The sequence below is a fragment of the Pseudomonas sp. R38(2017) genome (genome assembly GCF_002112395.1).
Classification (GTDB): domain Bacteria; phylum Pseudomonadota; class Gammaproteobacteria; order Pseudomonadales; family Pseudomonadaceae; genus Aquipseudomonas.
The window spans coordinates 27,912-50,260 of the sequence record NZ_NEHN01000009.1 but is presented as its reverse complement, the minus strand read 5'-3'; the positions used below and the strand labels follow the sequence as shown (position 1 = coordinate 50,260).

Here is a 22,349-nt window from a genome sequence, read left to right as displayed (position 1 = left end):
GGCGTGATGGTCGAACACGCGACTTTGGAAAACCTCGTGCACTGGCACGCCGAAGCCTTCGACCTGCACGCCGGCAGCCACACCGCCAGCGTTGCCGGGTTCGGTTTCGATGCGATGGCCTGGGAAGTCTGGCCGGCGCTGTGCGTCGGCGCGACCCTGCACCTGCCGCCGGAATCGGTGAGCAATGAACATCTCGATGAACTGCTTGAGTGGTGGCAAGCGCAGCCGTTGCAGGTGAGCTTCCTGCCGACTCCGGTGGCCGAATACGCCTTCAGCCGCGAGCTGCAACACCCGACCCTGTGCACCTTGCTGATCGGTGGCGACAAACTGCGTCAGTTCAATCGTGCGCAAACCTTCGCGGTGATCAACAACTACGGCCCGACCGAGGCCACGGTGGTCGCCACTTCCGGTCCTGTTGAAATCGGTCAACCACTGCACATCGGTCGGCCGATGGCCAACGCCCGCATCTATCTGCTCGACGATCAGCAGCGCCCGGTGCCGGTGGGGGTGACGGGCGAGTTGTACGTCGCCGGTGCCGGCGTTGCGCGGGGTTACCTGAACCGTCCCGACCTGACCGCCGAACGCTTTCTCACTGATCCGTTCAGCGATCAGCCGCAGGCGCGGATGTACCGCACCGGCGACCTCGCTCGGTGGCGCGTGGACGGCAATATCGAATACCTGGGCCGCAACGACGATCAGGTGAAACTGCGCGGCGTGCGGGTCGAACTGGGGGAAATCGAAGCCGCGCTGGCCAGCCATCCGACGGTGCAGGACGCCGTGGCGCTGGTGCGCGACGGGCAGTTGCTGGCGTGGTTCACCGAGCGTGCACCGGCCGATATCGAAGCCCTGCGTAATCATCTGCAAACGCTTCTGCCGCAAGCCTTGATCCCGGCAGCTTACGTGCGACTCGACGCCTTGCCGCTGACCGCCAACGGCAAACTCGACCGTAAGGCCTTGCCGGAACCGAATCAGAACGCCTGGCTCAGCCGTGAATACGAAGCTCCGCAAGGCCCGGTGGAAACCGCACTGGCGCAGATCTGGGCCGACGTCCTGAAACTGGAAAAGGTCGGTCGCCACGACAACTTCTTCGAACTGGGCGGCCATTCGCTGCTGGCCGTCAGCCTGATCGAACGTCTGCGCCAGATCGGCCTGAACACCGACGTGCGTGTGCTGTTCAGCCAGCCAACGCTGGCTGCGCTGGCCGCTGCGGTGGGCAGCGGTCGTGAGATCGAAGTACCGGCAAACCGCATTCCTGCTGATTGCACCCATATCACCCCGGACTTGCTGAGCCTGGCGGAACTGGATCAGCCGAGCATCGACCGCATCGTTGCCACAGTGCCCGGCGGCGCTGCCAACGTGCAGGACATTTATCCGCTGGCGCCGTTGCAGGAAGGCATCCTTTATCACCACTTGAGTGCCGAACAGGGCGATCCTTATTTGCTGCAATCGCGGCTGGCCTTCGACAGCGTCGAGCGTGTGGAAGCGTTCGCGGCGGCGCTGCGCCAGGTCATTGCCCGCCACGACATCCTGCGCACGGCGGTGATCTGGCAGGAACTGGCCGCGCCGATGCAGGTGGTGTGGCGTCACGCCGGACTGGTGGTGCAGGAGATTGTGCTCGACCCTGCGCAGGGCGACATCCTCGAGCAATTGCACGGGCGTTTCGATGCCCGTCATTACCGCCTCGACATCAGCCAGGCACCGTTGCTGCGCCTGGTGTATGCCCGTGATCCGGCCCATGACCGGGTGGTCGCGATGTTGCTGTTCCACCATGTGGTGATGGATCACACCGCACTGGACGTGGTGCAGCACGAAATGCTCGCCTGCCTTCAGGGACGCGAAGCCTCGCTGGGCGCCGCCGTGCCTTACCGCAATTACGTGGCGCAGGCGCGGCTGGGTGTCAGCGAGCAGGACCACGAAACGTTCTTCCGCGACATGCTCGGCGACATCGACGAGCCGACTCTGCCGTTCGGCTTGCAGGATGTGCAAGGCGACGGTCGCGACATCGAGGAAACGCAACAGGCCCTGACCGCTGCAACCGGTCAGCGTCTGCGCAGCCTGGCCCGGCAACTGGGCATCAGCGTGGCCAGCCTGTTCCACCTTGCGTGGGCGCAGGTGCTGGCGGCGACGTCCGGGCAGGAACGGGTGGTATTCGGCACGGTGCTGATGGGCCGGATGCAAGGCGGCGAAGGGGCCGACCGGGCGCTGGGCATGTTCATCAACACCTTGCCGCTGCGGGTCGATCTTGGTGAAACCCCGGTGCGCGAAGGGGCTCGGGCGACGCATGCGCGCCTGAGCGCATTGCTCGGTCATGAGCACGCTTCGCTGGCGCTGGCCCAACGTTGCAGCGGTGTGGCCGCGCCGTCGCCGCTGTTCAGTTCGATGCTCAACTACCGGCACAGCGCCGACGAGGCGCAGCAGCAAAACCTGCGTCAGGCCTGGCAAGGCATCGAGACCCTGAGCAGCGAAGAGCGCACCAACTATCCGCTGAGTCTGGGCGTCGATGATTTGGGCAACGGTTTCGTGCTCACTGCCATGACCCCGGCGAACATTGGTTCACAGCGGATCTGCGACTACATGCAGATCGCGCTGGAGAAACTGGCGGATGCCCTGGAACAGGCGCCGGATCAGCCACTGAATCGCTTGCCGATCCTTGAAGGCGCAGAACGTCAGCGGGTGCTGTACGACCTTAACGTCACCGGCACCGCAGACAATCTGGAGCAAACCGTTCACGGGTTGTTCGAAGCGCAGGTACGGCGCACGCCACAAGCCATTGCGTTGCAGGCCGGTGAACAGCGGCTGACCTACGCCGAACTCAATGCTCAGGCCAACCGTCTGGCCCATCACCTTCGCGAACTGGGCGTGGGGCCGGATTCGCGTGTGGCAATCTGCGTCGAGCGCGGGCTGGAACTGATGGTCGGGCTGCTCGGCATCCTCAAGGCGGGCGGTGCCTATGTGCCGCTGGACCCGGCGTACCCGGCGGAGCGTCTGGACTACATGCTCAAGGACAGCGCCCCGGTGGCGGTGCTGGTGCATGGGGCGACTCGCGCATTGCTCGACGAAAGCATCGCTCTGGTGATTGATCTGGATCAGGACCACTGGACATTCAACCCGCAGGACAACCCGCAAGTACCGGGCCTGAGTGGTTCGAACCTGGCCTATGTGATCTACACCTCCGGCTCTACCGGGGCGCCGAAAGGCGTGATGGTCGAGCATCGCGGCGTCGGCAACCTGCTGCACTGGAGTTCGCAGCTGTGTCCCGTCGTGACGGACGGCGCACTGTTGCAGAAAACCCCGTTCAGTTTCGATGCCTCGGTCTGGGAGCTGTTCTGGCCGTTGAGCACCGGGCTGCGGCTGGTGCTGGGGCGTCCAGAAGGACACCGCGAGCCGGTGTATCTGGTGCAGGTGATTCGTGAGCAGCGGATCAGCGTGATCCAGTTTGTGCCGGTGTTGCTGCAACAGTTCCTTGAACAGGACGATGTCAGCCAGTGCAGCAGTCTAACCGATGTGTTCTGTGGTGGCGGCGACCTGACACCGGCGCTGGCGCGCCTTGTGCGCGAGCGTCTGCCGCAGGTGCGCTTGCACAACGTTTACGGCCCGACCGAAGCTACGGTCGACAGCACGGTGTGGACGCTGGAACCGTCGATGCCGGTGCCGGACGGCGTCTTGCCGATCGGACGGCCGATCAACAACACCCGTCTGTATGTACTGGATGCCGCCGAGCGGCCGGTGCCGATGGGCGTCATCGGTCAGTTGTTCATTGGCGGTGCCGGGGTTGCGCGGGGCTATCTGGGGCTGCCGCAGTTGATGGCTGAACGGTTTATCCCGAGCCCGTTCGTGGCCGGCGATCGGTTGTATGCCACGGGCGACCTGGTGCGCTACCGCGCCGATGGCCAGCTCGAATTCATCGGGCGCAACGACTTCCAGGTCAAGCTGCGTGGTCTGCGCCTTGAACCGGGTGAAATCGAAGCGCAATTGCTGAGCCATCCGGCCCTGCGTGAAGCCGTGGTGCTGGTGCGTGAAGAACGTCTGGTGGCGTACTTCACCTGGCACGCCGAGGTCGGGCAACCGGGGATCGAGGCGTTGCGCGAACACTTGCTCGCACGCCTGCCGGACTACATGGTGCCGTCGGCCTTCGTGGCGCTCGACAGCCTGCCACTGAGCCCCAACGGCAAGGTGGATCGCAAGGCGCTGCCGGCTCCCGGCGCCGAGTCGGTGCTGGTGCGCGACTACGAGGCTCCGCTTGGCGAAACCGAAATCGCCCTGGCCCGGTTGTGGGCCGAGGTGCTGAACGTCGAGCGGGTTGGACGTCACGATCACTTTTTTGAGCTGGGCGGTCACTCGCTATTGGCGGTGAGCCTGATCGAACGCATGCGCCAGATCGGCCTGAGTACCGATGTGCGCGTGCTGTTCAGTCAGCCGACCCTGGCCGCACTGGCTGCGGCCGTGGGCAGCGGTCGCGAAATCGAAGTGCCGGCCAACGGCATCGCGGTCGATTGCTCCCGCATCACTCCAGAGATGCTGACGCTGGTCACGCTGGATCAGGCCGCCATCGACCGCGTGGTGTCCAGCGTCCCGGGCGGCGCCGCCAACGTGCAGGACATCTATCCGCTGGCGCCGTTGCAGGAAGGCATTCTTTACCACCACTTGAGTGCGGGAGAAGGCGATCCCTACCTGTTGCAATCGCGTATCGCATTCGACAGTCTTGAACGTGTGCAGCGTTTCAGTGCGACATTGCAACAGGTCATCGACCGCCATGACGTGCTGCGCACGGGTGTGGTGTGGGAAGGCTTGAGCGTGCCAGTGCAAGTTGTGTGGCGTCAGGCTGAACTGGTGGTGCAGGAGGTCGTGCTGGACCCTGCGGCCGGCGACATCCTTGAACAGTTGCACGCCCGATTCGATGCCCGGCATTACCGCCTCGACATCGCCCAGGCGCCGTTGCTGCGTCTGGTGTATGCCCGGGATCCGGCCCGTGGCCGGGTGGTGGCGATGCTGCTGTTCCATCACATCGTGCTCGACCATACCGCGCTGGAAGTGGTGCGCCATGAAATGCAGGCGTATTTGCGTGGTGCCGATGAGCCGTTGCCGGCGGCGGTGCCGTATCGCAATTACGTGGCGCAGGCGCGGTTGGGCGTTACGGAGTCGGAGCATGAAGCGTTTTTCCGCGACATGCTGGGTGACATCGACGAGCCGACCCTGCCGTTCAGCCTGCGCGATGTGCGCGGCGACGGACGCGGCATCGAGGAAGTGCAGCAGGTACTCGACAGCGGCCTGAACCTGCGCCTGCGCAGTCAGGCACGGCAGATGGGCATCAGCGTGGCCAGCCTGTTCCACCTTGCGTGGGCCCAGGTATTGGCGGCGACCTCCGGGCAGGACAACGTGGTGTTCGGCACCGTGCTGATGGGCCGAATGCAGGGCGGCCAGGGCGCCGACCGTGCACTGGGCATGTTCATCAACACCTTGCCGTTGCGGGTCGATCTGGGCGACACCCCGGTGCGCGAAGCGGTCAAGGCGACACATCAGCGTCTCACCGCGTTGCTGGGGCATGAGCACGCTTCGCTGGCACTGGCCCAGCGTTGCAGCGGGATTGCGGCGCCGTCGCCGTTGTTCAGCGCGATGCTCAACTATCGACACAGCCACGGTTCCGAGCATGCGGACAGCGTGGTTCAGGCCTGGCAAGGCATCGAGACCCTGAGCAGTGAAGAACGCACCAACTACCCGCTGAGCCTGAACGTCGATGACCTGGGCAACGGCTTCTCGCTGATCGCCATGGTGCCGGCGGACATCGGCGCGCAGCGGATTTGCGGCTACATGCAGACGGCGTTGTTGGCGTTGGTGGAGGCGCTCGAGCAGGCACCGACGCAAGCGATGAATCGTTTGCCGGTTCTTGAGAGGGCGGAGCGGCAGCGGCTGTTGTTCGACTTCAACGCGACCGAAGTCGGTTATGACCTTCAGCAGAGCATCCATGGCTTGTTCGAGGCGCAGGTCTTGCGCACGCCGCAGGCTGTGGCGGTGCTTTCCGGTGAGCAGCGACTGAGCTACGCCGAGCTGAACCAGCGGGCCAACTGTTTGGCGTATCACTTGCGTGGCTTGGGCGTCGGCCCGGATGCGCGAGTGGCGATCTGCGTCGAGCGTGGGCTGGAAATGGTGGTCGGGTTGCTGGCGATTCTGAAGGCCGGCGGCGGTTATGTGCCGCTGGATCCGGCGTATCCGCTGGAGCGGCTGGCCTACATGCTGGAGGACAGTGCGCCGTCGGCGGTGCTGGTGCAGGGTTCGACCTGCTCGTTGCTGGGTGAAGTCGCGGTGCCGGTGGTCGATCTGGATCACGACACCTGGCAATCGTTGTCGGCGGATAACCCGTCGGTCGATGGGCTGACCCCGCAACACACGGCTTACGTGATCTACACCTCGGGTTCGACCGGTCAGCCGAAAGGCGTGATCAACGAGCACAGCGGGGTGGTCAACCGCTTGCTGTGGATGCAGGACGCCTATTGCCTGACGGCTGAAGATTCGGTGCTGCAAAAAACGCCATTCAGCTTCGACGTGTCGGTGTGGGAATTCTTCTGGCCGCTGATGACCGGCGCCCGGTTGGTGATGGCCCGTCCGGGCGGCCACAAGGATCCGCTGTACCTGAGCGAAGTGATCGAGCAAGAACGCATCACCACGCTGCACTTTGTGCCGTCGATGCTCGACGTGTTCCTTGCCCATGGCGATACCGCGCGTTGCCACGGTTTGCGTCAGGTGATGTGCAGCGGCGAAGCGCTACCGGGCAGTCTGGTGCGGCGCTTCAAGCAGCAATTGCCGGGGTCTGGATTGCACAACCTGTACGGTCCGACCGAAGCGGCCGTGGACGTCACGGCGTGGGATTGCGCTGGGCCGTTGGAGCAAACGCCAGACAACACGCCAATCGGCAAACCGATCGCCAACACCCGGATGTACATCCTTGATGCCCAGCAACAACCGGTGCCGCAAGGTGTGGTCGGCGAGTTGTACATCGGTGGCGTGCAGGTAGCACGGGGTTATCTGAATCGTCCTGAACTCAGCGCCGAGCGGTTCCTCAACGATCCGTTCCAGCCAAACGGCCGCCTGTACCGCACCGGCGACGTCGCCCGTTACCTGGCCGACGGCAACATCGAATACCTGGGCCGTAACGACGACCAAGTGAAGATCCGCGGTCTGCGCATCGAGCTCGGGGAAATCCAGTCCCGCCTGACCGACATCGGCGGCGTGCAGGAAGCAGCGGTGCTGGCTCGCGAGGATGTGCCGGGGGACAAACGCCTGGTGGCCTATTACACCGGCGCCCGACTGGAAATCGATGTGCTGCGCGGCCATCTGCTGGAGCACCTGCCGGACTACATGGTGCCGGCGGTGTTCGTGCACCTTGATGCGCTGCCGCTGAGTCCGAACGGCAAGCTCGACCGCAAGGCCTTGCCGGCGCCGGATCAGGCTTCGTTCATTACTCGCGAATACGAAGCTCCGGTCGGCGAAGTGGAAATCCTGCTGGCGGGACTGTGGGCCGAGCTGCTCAACGTAGAGCGGGTAGGGCGCCACGACAACTTTTTTGAACTGGGCGGGCACTCATTGCTGGCGGTCAGTCTGATCGGCCGGTTACGTCAGGAAGGCATGGAAGCCGAGGTCAGGGCGTTGTTCGAACAACCGACCCTGGCCGGATACGCCGCAATTACGGAAAGAATGGAGATCGTCCTGTGAACGTGATCGAACTGTTGGCAACACTTAAAGCGAAAGACATCCAGTTAGCGGTCACCGACGACCAGTTGCGCGTACAGGGCAACAAACAGGCGCTGAGCGACCCGGCGGTGCTGGCGTTGCTGCGCGAGCACAAACCGGCGCTGATCGAGCTGATCAAGGCCGGGCAATATTCAGCGACCAAGAGCGGTCAGGTCGAGGTGCCGGCCAATGTCATTGCACCCGGCACCACGCGCATCACTCCGGCGATGCTGACCCTGGCCGAGCTCGATCAGGCGACCATCGACCGTCTGGTCGACGACGTGCCGGGCGGCGCGGCCAACGTGCAGGACATCTACCCGCTGGCGCCGTTGCAGGAAGGCATTCTTTACCACCACGTCAGCGCCACCCAGGGCGATCCCTATGTGATGCAGGCGCATTTCGCCTTTGCCGATCGCGGACGTTTGGACGCGTTCGTTCAGGCTTTGCAAGCCGTCATCGATCGCCACGACATTCTCCGTACGGCGGTGGTCTGGGAGGGGCTGGATACGCCGCTGCAAGTGGTCTGGCGTGAGGCCGAATTGCCGGTGGAAGAGATCGACGCCGAAGGTGATGCGCTGACGCATTTGCACGAATGTTTCGATGCCCGGGAATTCCGCATGGACGTGAGCCAGGCGCCGATGATGCGTCTGGCCCACGCCTGGGACGAAGCCGGGCAACGGGTGGTCGCGACGCTGCTGTTTCATCACATGGCGCTGGATCACTCGGCGCTCGACGTGGTGCGCCATGAGATGCGCGCGTTCCTCACGGGGCAGGGCAATCTGCTGGGGCGGCCGGTCGCGTTTCGTGACTACGTGGCGCAGGCGCGGCTGGGTGTCAATGAGAGCGAGCACGAGGCGTTCTTCCGCGACATGCTCGGCAATATCGACGAACCGACCTTGCCGTTCGGCCTGCAGGATGTACAGGGCGACGGCCACGGCATCACCGAACTGAGCGTGCCGGTCGAACCGGCCTTGGGCCAACGCCTGCGGGGGCAGGCACGGCAGCTCGGAGTGAGTGCGGCCAGTCTGTTCCACTTGGCTTGGGCACAGGTGCTGGCCACGCTTGCCGGCAAGCAACGCGTGGTGTTCGGCACAGTGTTGATGGGCCGCCTGCAAGGTGCAGAAGCCACCGACCGGGCGCTGGGCATTTTCATCAACACCTTGCCGGTGCGGGTGGACGTCGATGCTCAGAGCGTGCGCAACGCCGTGCAGGCAACCCACGCGCGTCTCACCACGTTGATGCGCCATGAACACGCGCCGCTGGCGCTGGCCCAGCGCTGCAGCAGCGTGGCTGCGCCGACGCCGCTGTTCAGCGCCTTGCTCAATTACCGCCACAGCCATGGCGCTGCGTCCGTCAGCGCCCAAACCCTGTCGGCATGGGAAGGCATCACTACCCTGCACTCGGAAGAGCGCACCAACTATCCGCTGACCCTGAGTATCGACGACCTGGGCGACGCCTTCAGCCTGACCCTGCTCGCCACCACTGAAGTCGATCCGCAACGGGTGTGCGATTACATGCTCGGCGCCCTGAACGGTCTGGTGTCCGCGCTGGAGCAGGCGCCGGATTCACCGGTCAGCCAGGTGCCGATCCTCCCAGACGCAGAGCGCGAGCAGATCCTGCGCGGCTTCAACGCCACCCGGGCCGACTATTCGCATGGGCTGACGATTCATCAGCGTTTCGAAGCGCAAGTCGTCGAACGGCCGGAAGCGGTGGCGGCGGTGTTCCTCGGTGAGCAAGTGACCTATGCCGAGCTGAACCTGCACGCCAACGCCCTGGCTCATCATCTGATCAGCCTGGGCGTTCGCCCTGATGACCGCGTGACCATCGTCGCCCGCCGCGGGCTGGATACGCTGGCTGGGCTGCTGGCGATTCTCAAGGCCGGGGCCGGTTATGTGCCGGTTGACCCGGCGTATCCGCCCGAGCGCCTGGGCTACTTGCTCAGCGACAGTGCCCCGGCGGTGGTGCTGACCCAGAGCGATTTGCGCGATCGGTTGCCGACGCTGGACGTCCCGGTGATCGACCTCGACCGTCGTACCTGGCCACTGAGCCTGGCCCTCGATCCGCAGGTGCCGGGACTGACGACCGGGCATCTGGCCTACGTGATCTACACCTCGGGCTCGACCGGTCTGCCCAAGGGCGTGATGGTCGAACACCGCACCCTGTCTAATCTCGTCGACTGGCATTGCGGCGCGTTCGACCTGTGCGCCGGTCGTCACACGTCAAGCCTTGCCGGGTTCGGTTTCGACGCCATGGCCTGGGAAGTCTGGCCGGCCCTGTGTGCCGGCGCGACGCTGCACCTGGCCCCGGCCCGCGACGGCAACGAAGACATCGACGCCTTGCTCGACTGGTGGCGCGCGCAACCGCTGGATGTGAGCTTCCTGCCGACCCCAGTGGCCGAATACGCCTTCAGTCAAAACCTCGAACACCCGACCCTGCGCACACTGCTGATCGGCGGGGATCGCCTGCGGCAGTTCAGCCGTCACCGGCATTTCGATGTGATCAACAATTACGGCCCGACCGAAACCACGGTGGTGGCAACCTCGGGCAAGGTCGAAGCCGGGCAGGTGCTGCACATCGGTCGGCCGGTGAGCAATGCCACGGTCTATCTGCTGGATGATCAGCGACGTCCGGTGCCCATTGGTGTGGCGGGGGAGTTGTATGTCGGTGGCGCCGGGGTTGCCCGGGGTTATCTGAATCGTCCCGACCTGACGGCCGAGCGTTTTCTCGACGATCCGTTCAACGGCGGGCGCATGTACCGTACCGGTGACCTGGCGCGCTGGCAGGACGACGGCACCCTCGAATACCTGGGACGCAACGACGATCAGGTGAAGATTCGCGGCGTGCGCATCGAATTGGGCGAGATTGAAACCCGTCTCAACCAGCTCCCCGGCATTCAGGAAGCGGTATTGCTGGCCCGTGAAGACGAGCCCGGCCAGCCGCGCCTCGTCGCCTATTACACCGAACAGGCTCAGGTCGAACCGCAACCGGTGGCTGAGCTGCGCGCCTGCCTGCTGGCGCAGTTGCCCGAGTACATGGTGCCGACAGCGTTCGTCCGGCTGGATGCGTTGCCGTTGACCGCCAACGGCAAGGTCGACCGCAAGGCCCTGCCTGCGCCGGATCGAGCGGCGTTGTTCACCCGCCATTACGAAGCGCCGCACGGCGAACTGGAAAGCGCGCTGGCGCGGATCTGGGGCGAAGTGCTGCAGGTCGGGCAGGTCGGGCGCCGGGATCACTTCTTCGAACTGGGTGGCCACTCGTTGCTTGCGATGCGCATGGTGTCCCAGGTTCGCCAACGTCTGGGCGTCGAGCTGGCCTTGGGCGACTTGTTTGCCAATGCCGAACTGGCGGCGGTAGCCGAAATGCTGGCCCAAGCCGGACGCAGCTCGCAGCCGGCCATGTTGCCGGTGCCACGCGACGGCGCGCTGCCGCTGTCGTTCGCCCAGCAGCGGCTGTGGTTCCTGGCGCGGATGGAAGGGGTCAACACCGCCTACAACATTCCGCTGGGCCTGCGTTTGCGCGGCCATCTCGACGAGGCGGCGCTGCAACAGGCACTGGCACGGATCGTCGACCGCCACGAAACCCTGCGCAGCCGCTTTGTTCCGCACAACGATGACGTGCAGGTGATGATTGCGGCGGTCGACAGCGGCCTGCTGCGGGTCGAGGATCTGCGTCAGCATCCACAGGCCGACGAAACCTTGCAGGCGTTGATCCGTGAACAGGCCTCGACACCGTTCGACTTGCAGAACGATCCGTTGATTCGAGGGCGACTGGTTCGGTTGGCCGACGATCACCATGTGTTGCTGCTGACCCTGCACCACATCATCTCCGATGGCTGGTCGATGGGCGTGCTGACCCGTGAACTGATGGCGCTGTATCAAGCGTTCAGCCAGGGTGAGGCCGATCCGCTGCCGCCGCTGGCGCTGCAATACGCCGACTACGCGATCTGGCAACGCCGCTGGTTGAGCGGCGAAGTGCTGCAGCGGCAGAGCGATTACTGGCAGCAGACGCTGGCCGGTGCCCCGACCTTGCTGGTGCTGCCAACCGACCGTCCGCGTCCGGCGCAGCAGGATTACACCGGCAGCAGTGTCGAGTTCCGGCTCGACGAACCGCTGAGTGCTGGCCTCAAGGCACTCAGCCAGCGCCATGGCGTGACGATGTATATGACGATGGTGAGCGCCTGGGCACTGTTGCTCAGTCGCTTGTCCGGCCAGCCGGACGTTGTGATCGGCTCGCCGGTTGCCAACCGTGGTCGCGCGGAAGTCGAAGGGCTGATCGGCTTGTTCATCAATACCCTGGCCCTGCGCATCGACACCTCCGGCGGGCTCAGCGTCGAGGCGCTGCTGGCCCGGGTCAAGACCCTCACATTGCAGGCTCAGGCTCATCAGGACTTGCCGTTCGAGCAGGTGGTGGAAGTCACCCGGCCGGCACGCAGCCTGTCCCACAGTCCGTTGTTCCAGACCACCCTGAGCTGGGAAAACAGCGTGGGACCGGAGCTGGCGCTGGGTGATCTGGCGCTGGAAAGCGTGGGCGGCCCGGCTCGGTTTTCCAAGTTCGACCTGTCGCTGACCCTGGGGGAAACCCGCAGCGGAATTCGCGGAGCGCTGGAATACGCCACGGCGTTGTTCGATGAATCGACAATCCAGCGTTATGTTGGCTACTTCGAGCAACTGCTGCATGCGATGGTCGCCAATGATCAGGCGCCTCTGGAACAGCTGGACATGGTTCAGGCTCACGAGCGTGAACAGTTGCTGGTTGCGTTCAACGCCACGCACGCGGAATTTTTGACGGGGCAGACCATCGCGCAGCGATTCGAAGCGCAAGTGATCGAGCGGCCCGAAGCGGTCGCGGCGGTCTGTCAGGGGCAGGCGTTGACCTTTGCCGAGCTGAACCGGCAGGCCAACACCTTGGCTCATCACCTGATCGGGCTGGGCGTTCGTCCTGACGATCGCGTGGCCATCGTTGCCCGACGCGGGCTGGATACGCTGGTCGGGCTGGTGGCCATTCTCAAGGCCGGCGCCGGTTATGTGCCGGTGGATCCGGCGCATCCGGCGGAGCGTTTGAACTATCTGCTGAGCGACAGTGCGCCCGTGGCGGTGCTGTGCCTGAGTGATTTGCGTGAACGACTGCCGGTGCTGGACGTGCCGGCGATCGACCTCGATTTGCAGGCCTGGCCGGACACCGAGACCGGCAATCCGCAGGTGCCTGGCATGACCAGCGAACACCTGGCCTACGTCATCTACACCTCGGGCTCCACCGGCCTGCCCAAGGGCGTGATGGTCGAACACCACACCTTGAGCAACCTTGTCGACTGGCACTGCAAGGCATTCGCTCTGGGCGCCGGGCGCCACACGTCGAGCCTCGCGGGATTCGGTTTCGACGCCATGGCCTGGGAAGTCTGGCCGGCCCTGTGCGCCGGCTCGACCCTGCACCTGGCACCGGCCCGTGATGGCAGCGAAGACGTGGACGCGTTGCTCGACTGGTGGTGTGCGCAACCGCTGGACGTGAGCTTCCTGCCGACACCGGTGGCCGAATACGCCTTCAGCCAGAATCTCGAACATCCGACCCTGCGCACGCTGCTGATCGGTGGCGACCGTCTGCGTCAGTTCAATCGTCAGCAGTCTTTCGATGTGGTCAACAACTACGGCCCGACCGAGGCCACGGTGGTTGCCACCTCGGGCATTGTCGAAGCGGGGCAGGCGCTGCACATCGGCAAACCGATCACCAACGCGACGGTGTACCTGCTCGATGAACAGCAGCGTCCGGTGCCGGTTGGCGTGGCTGGAGAACTGTATGTGGGTGGCGCCGGTGTGGCCCGGGGCTACCTGAATCGTGCGGACCTGACCGAAGAACGTTTCATGCGCGACCCGTTCAACCACGGCCGGATGTATCGCACCGGCGACCTGGCGCGCTGGCGCGTCGACGGTTCCATCGAGTACCTGGGGCGCAACGACGATCAGGTGAAAATCCGTGGTGTGCGTGTCGAACTGGGGGAAATCGAAACTCGCCTGAACCATTTGCCGGGTATCCAGGAGGCGGTGCTGGTGGCCCGCGAAGACGAACCCGGGCAGGTTCGGCTGGTGGCGTATTTCACTGAACAGGCGCAGAGCGAAGCGCTGGCGTTGTCCGACCTGAGGGCGCATCTGCTCGGTCAACTGCCGGAATACATGGTGCCGGCGGCCTTCGTCAGACTCGAGGCGCTACCGCTGACCGCCAACGGCAAGGTCGACCGCAAGGCCTTGCCGGTGCCGGATCGCGGCGCCTTGTTCACCCGCAACTATCAGGCACCGCAAGGTGAACTGGAAACCACCCTGGCGCAGATCTGGGCCGAGGTGCTGCAGGTCGAGCAGGTCGGGCGTCAGGATCATTTCTTTGAACTGGGCGGCCACTCGCTGCTGGCGATGCGCATGCTGTCTCAGGTGCGCCAGCGGCTGGGGGTGGAACTGACCCTCGCCGAACTGTTTGCCAACGCCGAGCTCGCCGCTGTCGCCGAGGTGCTGGCCCAGGCCGGACGCTGCACGCAACCGGCGATCATGCCGGCGCCGCGGGACGGCACGCTGCCGTTGTCGTTTGCCCAGCAACGGTTGTGGTTCATGGCGCAACTGGAAGGGGCGAACACTGCCTACAACATTCCCCTCGGCCTGCGCCTGCGCGGTCGCCTCGACGAAGTGGCCCTGCAACGGGCATTGGCACGGATCGTCGAGCGTCACGAAACCCTGCGCAGCCGCTTTGCCCAGTTCAACAATGAAGCCCAAGTGCTGATTGCGTCGCTCGACAGCGGAGTGCTGCTGCGGGTCGAAGACCTGCGCCAGCATCCGCAGGCCGACGAAGCCTTGCAGGCGCTGATTCAGGGCGAAGCCTCGGGACCGTTCGACTTGCAGGATGATCCGCTGATTCGCGGGCGCTTGGTACGACTGGCCGATGATCATCATGTGTTGCTGCTGACCCTGCACCACATCGTCTCCGATGGCTGGTCGATGGGCGTCCTGACCCGTGAGCTGATGGCGCTGTACCAGGCGTTCAGCCACGGCGAGGCCGATCCGCTGCCGCCGCTGGCGTTGCAGTACAGCGACTACGCCGTGTGGCAGCGCCGCTGGCTGAGCGGCGAAGTCTTGCAGCGTCAGAGCGATTACTGGCAGCAGACGCTGGCCGGTGCGCCGGCCTTGTTGATGCTGCCGACTGACCGTCCACGTCCGGCCCAGCAAGACTACGCAGGCAGCAGTGTCGACATCCGGCTGGATGAGCGTTTGAGCGCAGGCCTCAAGGCGCTGTGCCAACGCCACGGCGTGACGCCGTACATGGCGGTAATGAGCGCGTGGGCGATGTTGCTCGGTCGCTTGTCCGGGCAATCTGATGTGGTGATTGGCTCGCCGGTCGCCAACCGCAACCGTGCGGAAATCGAAGGGTTGATCGGTCTGTTCGTCAACACGCTTGCCGTGCGCATCGACACTTCGGGCGCGCTCACCGTCGAGGCGTTGCTGGCCCGGGTCAAGGCCCGCACGCTTGAGGCGCAGGCCCATCAGGACCTGCCGTTCGAACAAGTGGTGGAAATCACCCGGCCGGTGCGCAGCCTGTCCCATAGTCCGTTGTTCCAGACGCTGTTGAGCTGGGACAGCGGCAGCGGTGCGACGCTGGCTCTCGGTGATCTGACATTGGAAGGCGTGGCCGAGCCGAGTCACTTCGCCAAGTTCGATCTGTCGCTGACGTTGGGTGAGGCCCAAGGCGTGATCCGTGGTTCACTGGAATACGCCACGGCGCTGTTCGATGAATCGACGGTTCAACGTTATGTCGGTTACTTGCAGCAGCTGTTGCAGGCCATGGTCGGTAATGATCAGGCGTTGTTGGAGCAGGTCGATGTGCTGGCGGAGGATGAGCGTCGGCACTTGTTGCATGACTTCAATGCCACTGACGTTGATTACGACCTTCAGCAAAGTATCCACGGCTTGTTCGAGGCGCGGGTCTTGCAGTCGCCGCAGGCTGTGGCGGTGGTCTCAGGCGAACAGCGGCTGAGCTATGCCGAGCTGAACGCTCGGGCCAACCGTTTGGCCCATCACTTGCGCGGGCTGGGCGTTGGCCCGGATGCGCGGGTGGCGATCTGCGTCGAGCGGGGGCTGGAAATGGTAGTCGGGCTGCTGGCGATTCTGAAGGCTGGCGGCGGTTATGTGCCGCTGGATCCGGCGTATCCGCTGGAGCGGCTGGCCTACATGCTGGAGGACAGTGTGCCGTCGGCAGTGTTGGTGCAGGGCTCGACCCGCTTGTTGCTGGGTGAAGTCGCGGTGCCGGTGGTCGATCTGGATCACGACACCTGGCAATCGTTTTCGGCGGATAACCCGTCGGTCGATGGGCTGACCCCGCAACACACGGCTTACGTGATCTACACCTCGGGTTCGACCGGTCAGCCGAAAGGCGTGATCAACGAGCACAGCGGGGTGGTCAACCGCTTGCTGTGGATGCAGGACGCTTATCGCCTGACATCTGAAGATTCGGTGCTGCAGAAAACTCCGTTCAGCTTCGACGTGTCGGTGTGGGAATTCTTCTGGCCGCTGATGACCGGCGCCCGGTTGGTGATGGCCCGTCCCGGCGGTCACAAGGATCCGCTGTACCTCAGCGAGGTAATCGAAGCCGAACGCATCACCACGCTGCACTTCGTACCGTCAATGCTCGACGTGTTCCTGGCCCATGGCGACACCGCTCGTTGCAGCGGTCTGCGGCAGGTGATGTGCAGCGGTGAAGCGTTGCCGGGCAGTCTGGTACGGCGCTTCAAACAGCAATTGCCGGGCAGCGGATTGCACAACCTCTACGGCCCGACCGAAGCGGCCGTGGACGTCACAGCGTGGGATTGCTCTGGTCCGCTGGAGCAAACCCCGGACAACACGCCAATCGGCAAACCGATCGCCAACACCCGCATGTACATCCTTGATGCCCAGCAGCAACCGGTGCCGCAAGGCGTGGTCGGCGAGTTGTACATCGGCGGCGTGCAGGTGGCGCGTGGTTATCTCAATCGTCCTGAACTCAGCGCCGAACGTTTCCTTCAGGACCCATTCCAGCCCAAGGGAAGGATGTACCGCACCGGCGACGTCGCCCGTTACCTGGCGGACGGCAACATCGAATACCTGGGTCGCAACGATGATCAGGTGAAGATCCGTGGTCTACGCATCGAGCTGGGTGAAATCCAGTCCCGCCTGACCGACATCGGCGGCGTGCAGGAAGCGGCGGTGCTGGCTCGGGAAGACGTGCCGGGAGACAAGCGCCTGGTCGCTTATTACACCGGTGCACGGCTGGAAATCGACGTGCTGCGTGGTCATCTGCTGGAGCACCTTCCGGACTACATGGTGCCGGCGGTGTTCGTACATCTCGATGCGTTGCCGCTGAGCCCCAACGGCAAGCTCGACCGCAAGGCCTTGCCGGCGCCGGATCAGGCTTCGGTCATCACTCGCGAGTACGAAGCGCCAGTCGGCGAGGTGGAAATCCTGCTGGCCGGGCTCTGGGCCGAACTGCTCAACGTGGAACGGGTAGGGCGCCACGACAACTTTTTTGAACTGGGCGGACACTCATTGCTGGCGGTCAACCTGGTGGCGCGGATGCGTCATGTCGGGCTGACGGCCGATGTACGTGTGCTGTTCAGCCAGCCGACGCTCGCCGCTCTGGCCGCGGCGGTCGGCGATGAGACGGAGGCTGAAATCCCGGCCAACCGGATAGCACCGGACTGCAAACACATCACCCCGGACATGCTGCCACTGGTTGCACTGGATCAGTCGGCCATTGACCGCATCGTCGCCAGCATTCCCGGCGGCGCGGCCAATGTGCAGGACATTTATCCGTTGGCACCGTTGCAGGCCGGCATCCTGTTCCATCACTTATCGGCGCCTCAGGGTGATCCGTATGTGCTGCAGGCGCAGTTCGCGTTTGCCGATGAATCGCGTCTGCGGGTGTTCGTCGAAGCCTTGCAGACCGTGATTGAACGCCATGACATTCTGCGCACGTCGCTGTTCTGGGACGGGCTGGAAGAACCGGTGCAAGTGGTCTGGCGTCAGGCGTCGCTGGTGTGTGAAACGGTAGAGTTGGACGAGAGTGAAACGGATGCATTGAGCCAGTTGCGCAGCCGGTTCGATACCCGACACTACCGCATGGCCGTCACTCAGGCGCCGCTGATGCGCGTGGTGCACAGCTGGGATGCGGTCAATCGGCGCGTGGTGGCGCTGCTGCTGTTCCATCACCTGGTGATGGATCACATTGCACTGGAGGTACTACGCCACGAGATGCAGGCAGTCCTGCTCGGCCAGGTGCGGCAGCTGGCCGAACCGGTGCCGTATCGCACTTACGTCGCCCGCACACGCTCGGGGCTGAGCGAGGAGGAGCATGAGACATTCTTCCGCGACATGCTCGTCGATATCGACGAGCCGACCCTGCCGTATGGTCAGGACACTGTCGCAGACGGCGGCAACGGGCATGTGCAGCGGCTGCTGAGTACGGCGCTGAGCCAACGGGTGAGGGCCAAGGCCAGGCGCCTGGGTATCAGCGCTGCCAGCCTGATGCACTTGGCCTGGGCCAGCGTGCTGGGGCAACTGTCGGGGCGTGAAAACGTGGTGTTCGGCACGGTAATGCTCGGCCGTTTGCACGGTGGTGAAGGCGCCGAACGGGCGCTGGGCGTGTTCATCAACACGCTGCCGCTGCGCATCGATCTGGACGGGCAATCGGTGAAGGAAGCCGCGTTGGCGACCCATCAACGCTTGAACCGCTTGCTGCATCACGAACATGCGCCGCTGGCGCTGGTGCAACGTTGCAGCGCCATGGCGCCGGGGGTGCCGCTGTTCAATGCGTTGTTCAATTACCGCCACAGTGGTGGCGGGGGCACGCCCTCCGACGAAGTCGTGGCGGCATGGCAGGGTATGCAGTTGCTTGATGCCGAAGAACACAGCAACTACCGCCTGAGCCTGAGCGTCGATGATCTGGGCAAAGACTTCAGCCTGACCGCGTTGACCACGGCCGGGATCGACGCCGGGCGTATCTGCGACTACATGGATCTTGCGGTCGAGAGCTTGTTGCAGGCGCTGGAGCGGACGCCGCAACTGGGCATCGACCAGTTGTCGATTTTGCCGCGGGATGAGCGGCGGCAATTGCTGGTCGAGTTCAACGCCACTCAGCGGGATTACTCGGCGACGTTGACGGTTCATCGTCTGTTCGAACAGCAGGTCACGAAGCACCCACAAGCGGTGGCGGCGGTGCATGGTGCGCAATCGCTGAGCTACTTTGCGTTGAATGAGCGGGCCAATCGCCTGGCCCATCATCTCATCGGGCAGGGCGTACAGCCGGGCGACCCTGTGGCGATCCTGCTGCCGCGTTCGCTGGATCTGCTGGTCGCGCAACTGGCGATCGGCAAATGCGCGGCGGCTTATGTGCCGCTGGACATCAACGCGCCGGCCGAACGCCAGGCGTTCATGGTTGAGGACTGCGGGGCGAAAGCGCTGCTGACCTTGAGCACGGAGTCAGTCGGCTACACCGTGCGCCGGATCGATCTGGATGCGCTGAAACTCGAGGCGCAACCGACGCACAACCCGGACCTGCCGCAGTCTTCGGAATCCGTGGCCTACATCATGTACACCTCCGGCTCCACCGGTACGCCGAAAGGTGTGATGGTGCCGCACCGGGCCATCGGCCGGCTGGTAATCAACAACGGTTATGCCGATTTCAATCCGCAGGATCGCGTGGCGTTCGCCTCCAACCCGGCGTTCGATGCGAGCACCATGGATGTCTGGGGACCGTTGCTCAACGGCGGGCGCGTGGTGGTGATCGATCACGCAACGTTACTCAATCCACATGACCTCGGACGTGAGCTGGCCAACACCGGCATTACGATACTGTTCGTCACCACCGCGCTGTTCAACCAGTACGTGCAGTTGATCCCCGAAGCCCTCAAAGGCTTGCGCATTGTGCTGTGTGGCGGTGAACGCGCCGACCCGGCCGCCTTCCGCCGCTTGCTGGCCGAGGCGCCGGAGCTGCGCATCGTCCACTGCTACGGCCCGACCGAAACCACCACTTACGCCACGACGTTTGAAGTGCGTGAAGTGGCAGAAGATGCCGACAGCGTGCCGATTGGCGGGCCGATCTCCAACACCCAGGTCTACGTGCTCGACGCCCGTCAGCAACCGGTGCCGATGGGCGTGACCGGCGAGTTGTATATCGGCGGGCAAGGCGTGGCGCTGGGCTACTTGAATCGCCCGGATCTGACTGCCGAGAAATTCCTGCAAGACCCGTTCGGTGATCAGCCGGGCGCGTTGCTTTACCGCACCGGCGACCTCGCACGCTGGCTGGCACCGGGTCAGCTGGAATGCATCGGCCGCAACGACGATCAGGTGAAAATCCGTGGTTTCCGTATCGAACTGGGAGAAATCGAAAACCGCCTGCTGAACTGTGAAGGGGTCAGGGAAGCCATCGTGCTGGCCCGTAAGGACGGCCAGGAACCGCTGCGTCTCGTGGCCTATTTCACAGCCGATGAGGGCGTCGACAGCACTATTTTGCGCAGCCAATTGCAGGCACGCCTGCCGGAATACATGGTGCCCTCGGCCTGGGTGCAACTCGACGCCTTGCCGCTGAACAACAATGGCAAAGTGGACCGCAAGGCGTTGCCGATTCCGGCGCAGGACGCGCTGCTCAGCCGCGCCTATGAGGCCCCGGCCAATCCGCTGGAACAGACTTTGGCGCAGTTGTGGGCCGAGGTGTTGCAGGTCGAGCAGGTGGGACGTCACGACAACTTCTTCGAACTGGGCGGGCACTCGCTGCTGGCGATTCGTCTGGTCAATCTGATGCAGCAGAGCGGGCTGGAAGTGACGCTGGCCGAGCTGTTCCAGCACGCCAGCATCGAGTCACTCGGCACCTTGCTCGGCCAGCGCACAGGCGTTGAAGAGCAGGATGACGGGCTGGTCGTGGTGCGGGCCGGTGGCGCAGACACTCCGTTGTTCCTGGTCCATGAGTTCAGTGGGATGAACGCCTACTTCCCGGCGCTGGGCCTGCACATCGACGGCGATTTCCCGATCTACGGGCTGCCGGGCATCCCGTTCGGCCAGGCACCGCTGCGCACCATGGAATGCCTGGCGGCGCGCATGGTGGAGATCGTCCGCTCGGTGCAGCCGCAGGGGCCTTATCGTCTGGCCGGCTGGTCGTTCGGCGGGGTGCTGGCCTACGAAGTGGCAATGCAGTTGCTTGGCATGGATGAGACGGTGGCGTTCGTTGGCCTGATCGACAGTTTCGTGCCGCGCCTGACCGATCAGGGCAAGGCGCGCTGGAGCGACGAGCATGCGCACAAGCGTCAGTTGTTGCAGCACTGCACGATGTACCGGGCTTCTCTTGGTGACGCGGGGCAAGCCGCACTGGCGCATCTGGCGGTGTTGCAGACCGAACTGGAACAGATCGACTTCCAGTCGTTGTTGCAGCGCTGCCGGGACGAGCAATTGCTGCATCCGGAGATGGCCGCCGCCGCACCGCAAGACCTTTGGCATTACCTCGACCGCGAGGTCGCCCACGGGCACGCGCTGGCGCATTACCGGATCAATCCATTGGGCATCCCGTTGCATCTGTTCCGGGCTCAGGAGCATCCGACGGAGCTGTCTCGTCGTCACCCGACCCTGGGGTGGTCGGATGAAGTGCCGGCTGCGCTCCTGCATTGCATCGACGTGCCGGGCGATCACCAGAGCATGATGCAGGCGCCGCATGTGCAGGTGCTTGGTCAGGCGCTCAGTCAGGCAGTTCAGGCCTCGGCAGTGATCGAATCCCGGGCGTATCAGCCGTTGTTGACGATCCAGACCGGTCACGCCGGGCATGCGCCGATTTTCTGTGTGCCGGGGGCTGGCGACAGTGTCACCGGGTTCATCCATCTGACCGAGGCGCTGGGGCCGGAGTGGCCGATTTACGGCCTGCAACCCCGAGGCCTCGACGGCGCGACCGTGCCCCACAGCCGGGTCGAAAGTGCGGCGACGTTCTACCTGCGGGCACTTGAGCAGTTGTACCCGCAAGGGCCGGTGCATCTGATCGGGCATTCGTTCGGCGGCTGGGTGGCCTACGCCATGGCGGCGCAGTTGCAGGCTGCGGGGCGCGAGGTGGCGTCCCTGACCCTGATCGATAGCGAATCGCCGGGTGGCAACAGCGTTGTGGGCAAACCGTACACCACGACGGCGGCGTTGTTGCGGCTTATCGAGTCGCTGCAACTGTCCGGCGGCAAGTCTTTGGGCATCGATGCGCTGGCCTTCGCTGAAGCCGATGACGCCACGCAAATGCGCTTGCTGCATGACGGCATGGTGCGTGCCGGTGTGCTGTCCGAACGCTCGTCAGCTGATGCGATGCAGGGCCCGGTGCGTACCTTCGCCACGGCGCTGCGCACGGTCTATCAGCCGGCGCTGGCCTATACCGGACCGGTGCGTCTGGCGCTGGTGGACGACCCGACGCTGGACGCTTCGGGCAACCAGCGCGAACAGGCAGCGATGCTCCAAGGCTGGCAGCGCGAGGCCCGGGATCTGGCGGTGTGGTACGGCCCCGGCAACCACTTCACGATTCTCAAGGCGCCCAACGTCTTCAGTCTTGCGGCGTGGTGGCATGACGGACTGACGGTGGCGGCAGGTCAAGTGTTGTCCTGA

2 protein-coding genes (1 of these 2 only partly in view) are annotated in these 22,349 nt (G+C 64.2%); both read left to right on the top strand.

All coding sequences use genetic code 11. The features are described from left to right. On the top strand, nt 1-7,707 hold the 3' portion of the coding sequence (locus CAF87_RS22090; RefSeq protein ID WP_085733048.1) for a non-ribosomal peptide synthetase. 8,562 nt of this gene lie to the left of the window's left edge; 7,707 of the gene's 16,269 nt are visible here — the last part of the coding sequence; the start codon falls outside the window, past its left edge; it ends in the stop codon at nt 7,705-7,707. Further along, entirely contained in the window at nt 7,704-22,349 is a 14,646-nt protein-coding gene (locus CAF87_RS22085) for a non-ribosomal peptide synthetase (RefSeq protein ID WP_085733047.1), read from the top strand. The genes CAF87_RS22090 and CAF87_RS22085 overlap by 4 nt, the downstream gene beginning before the upstream one ends.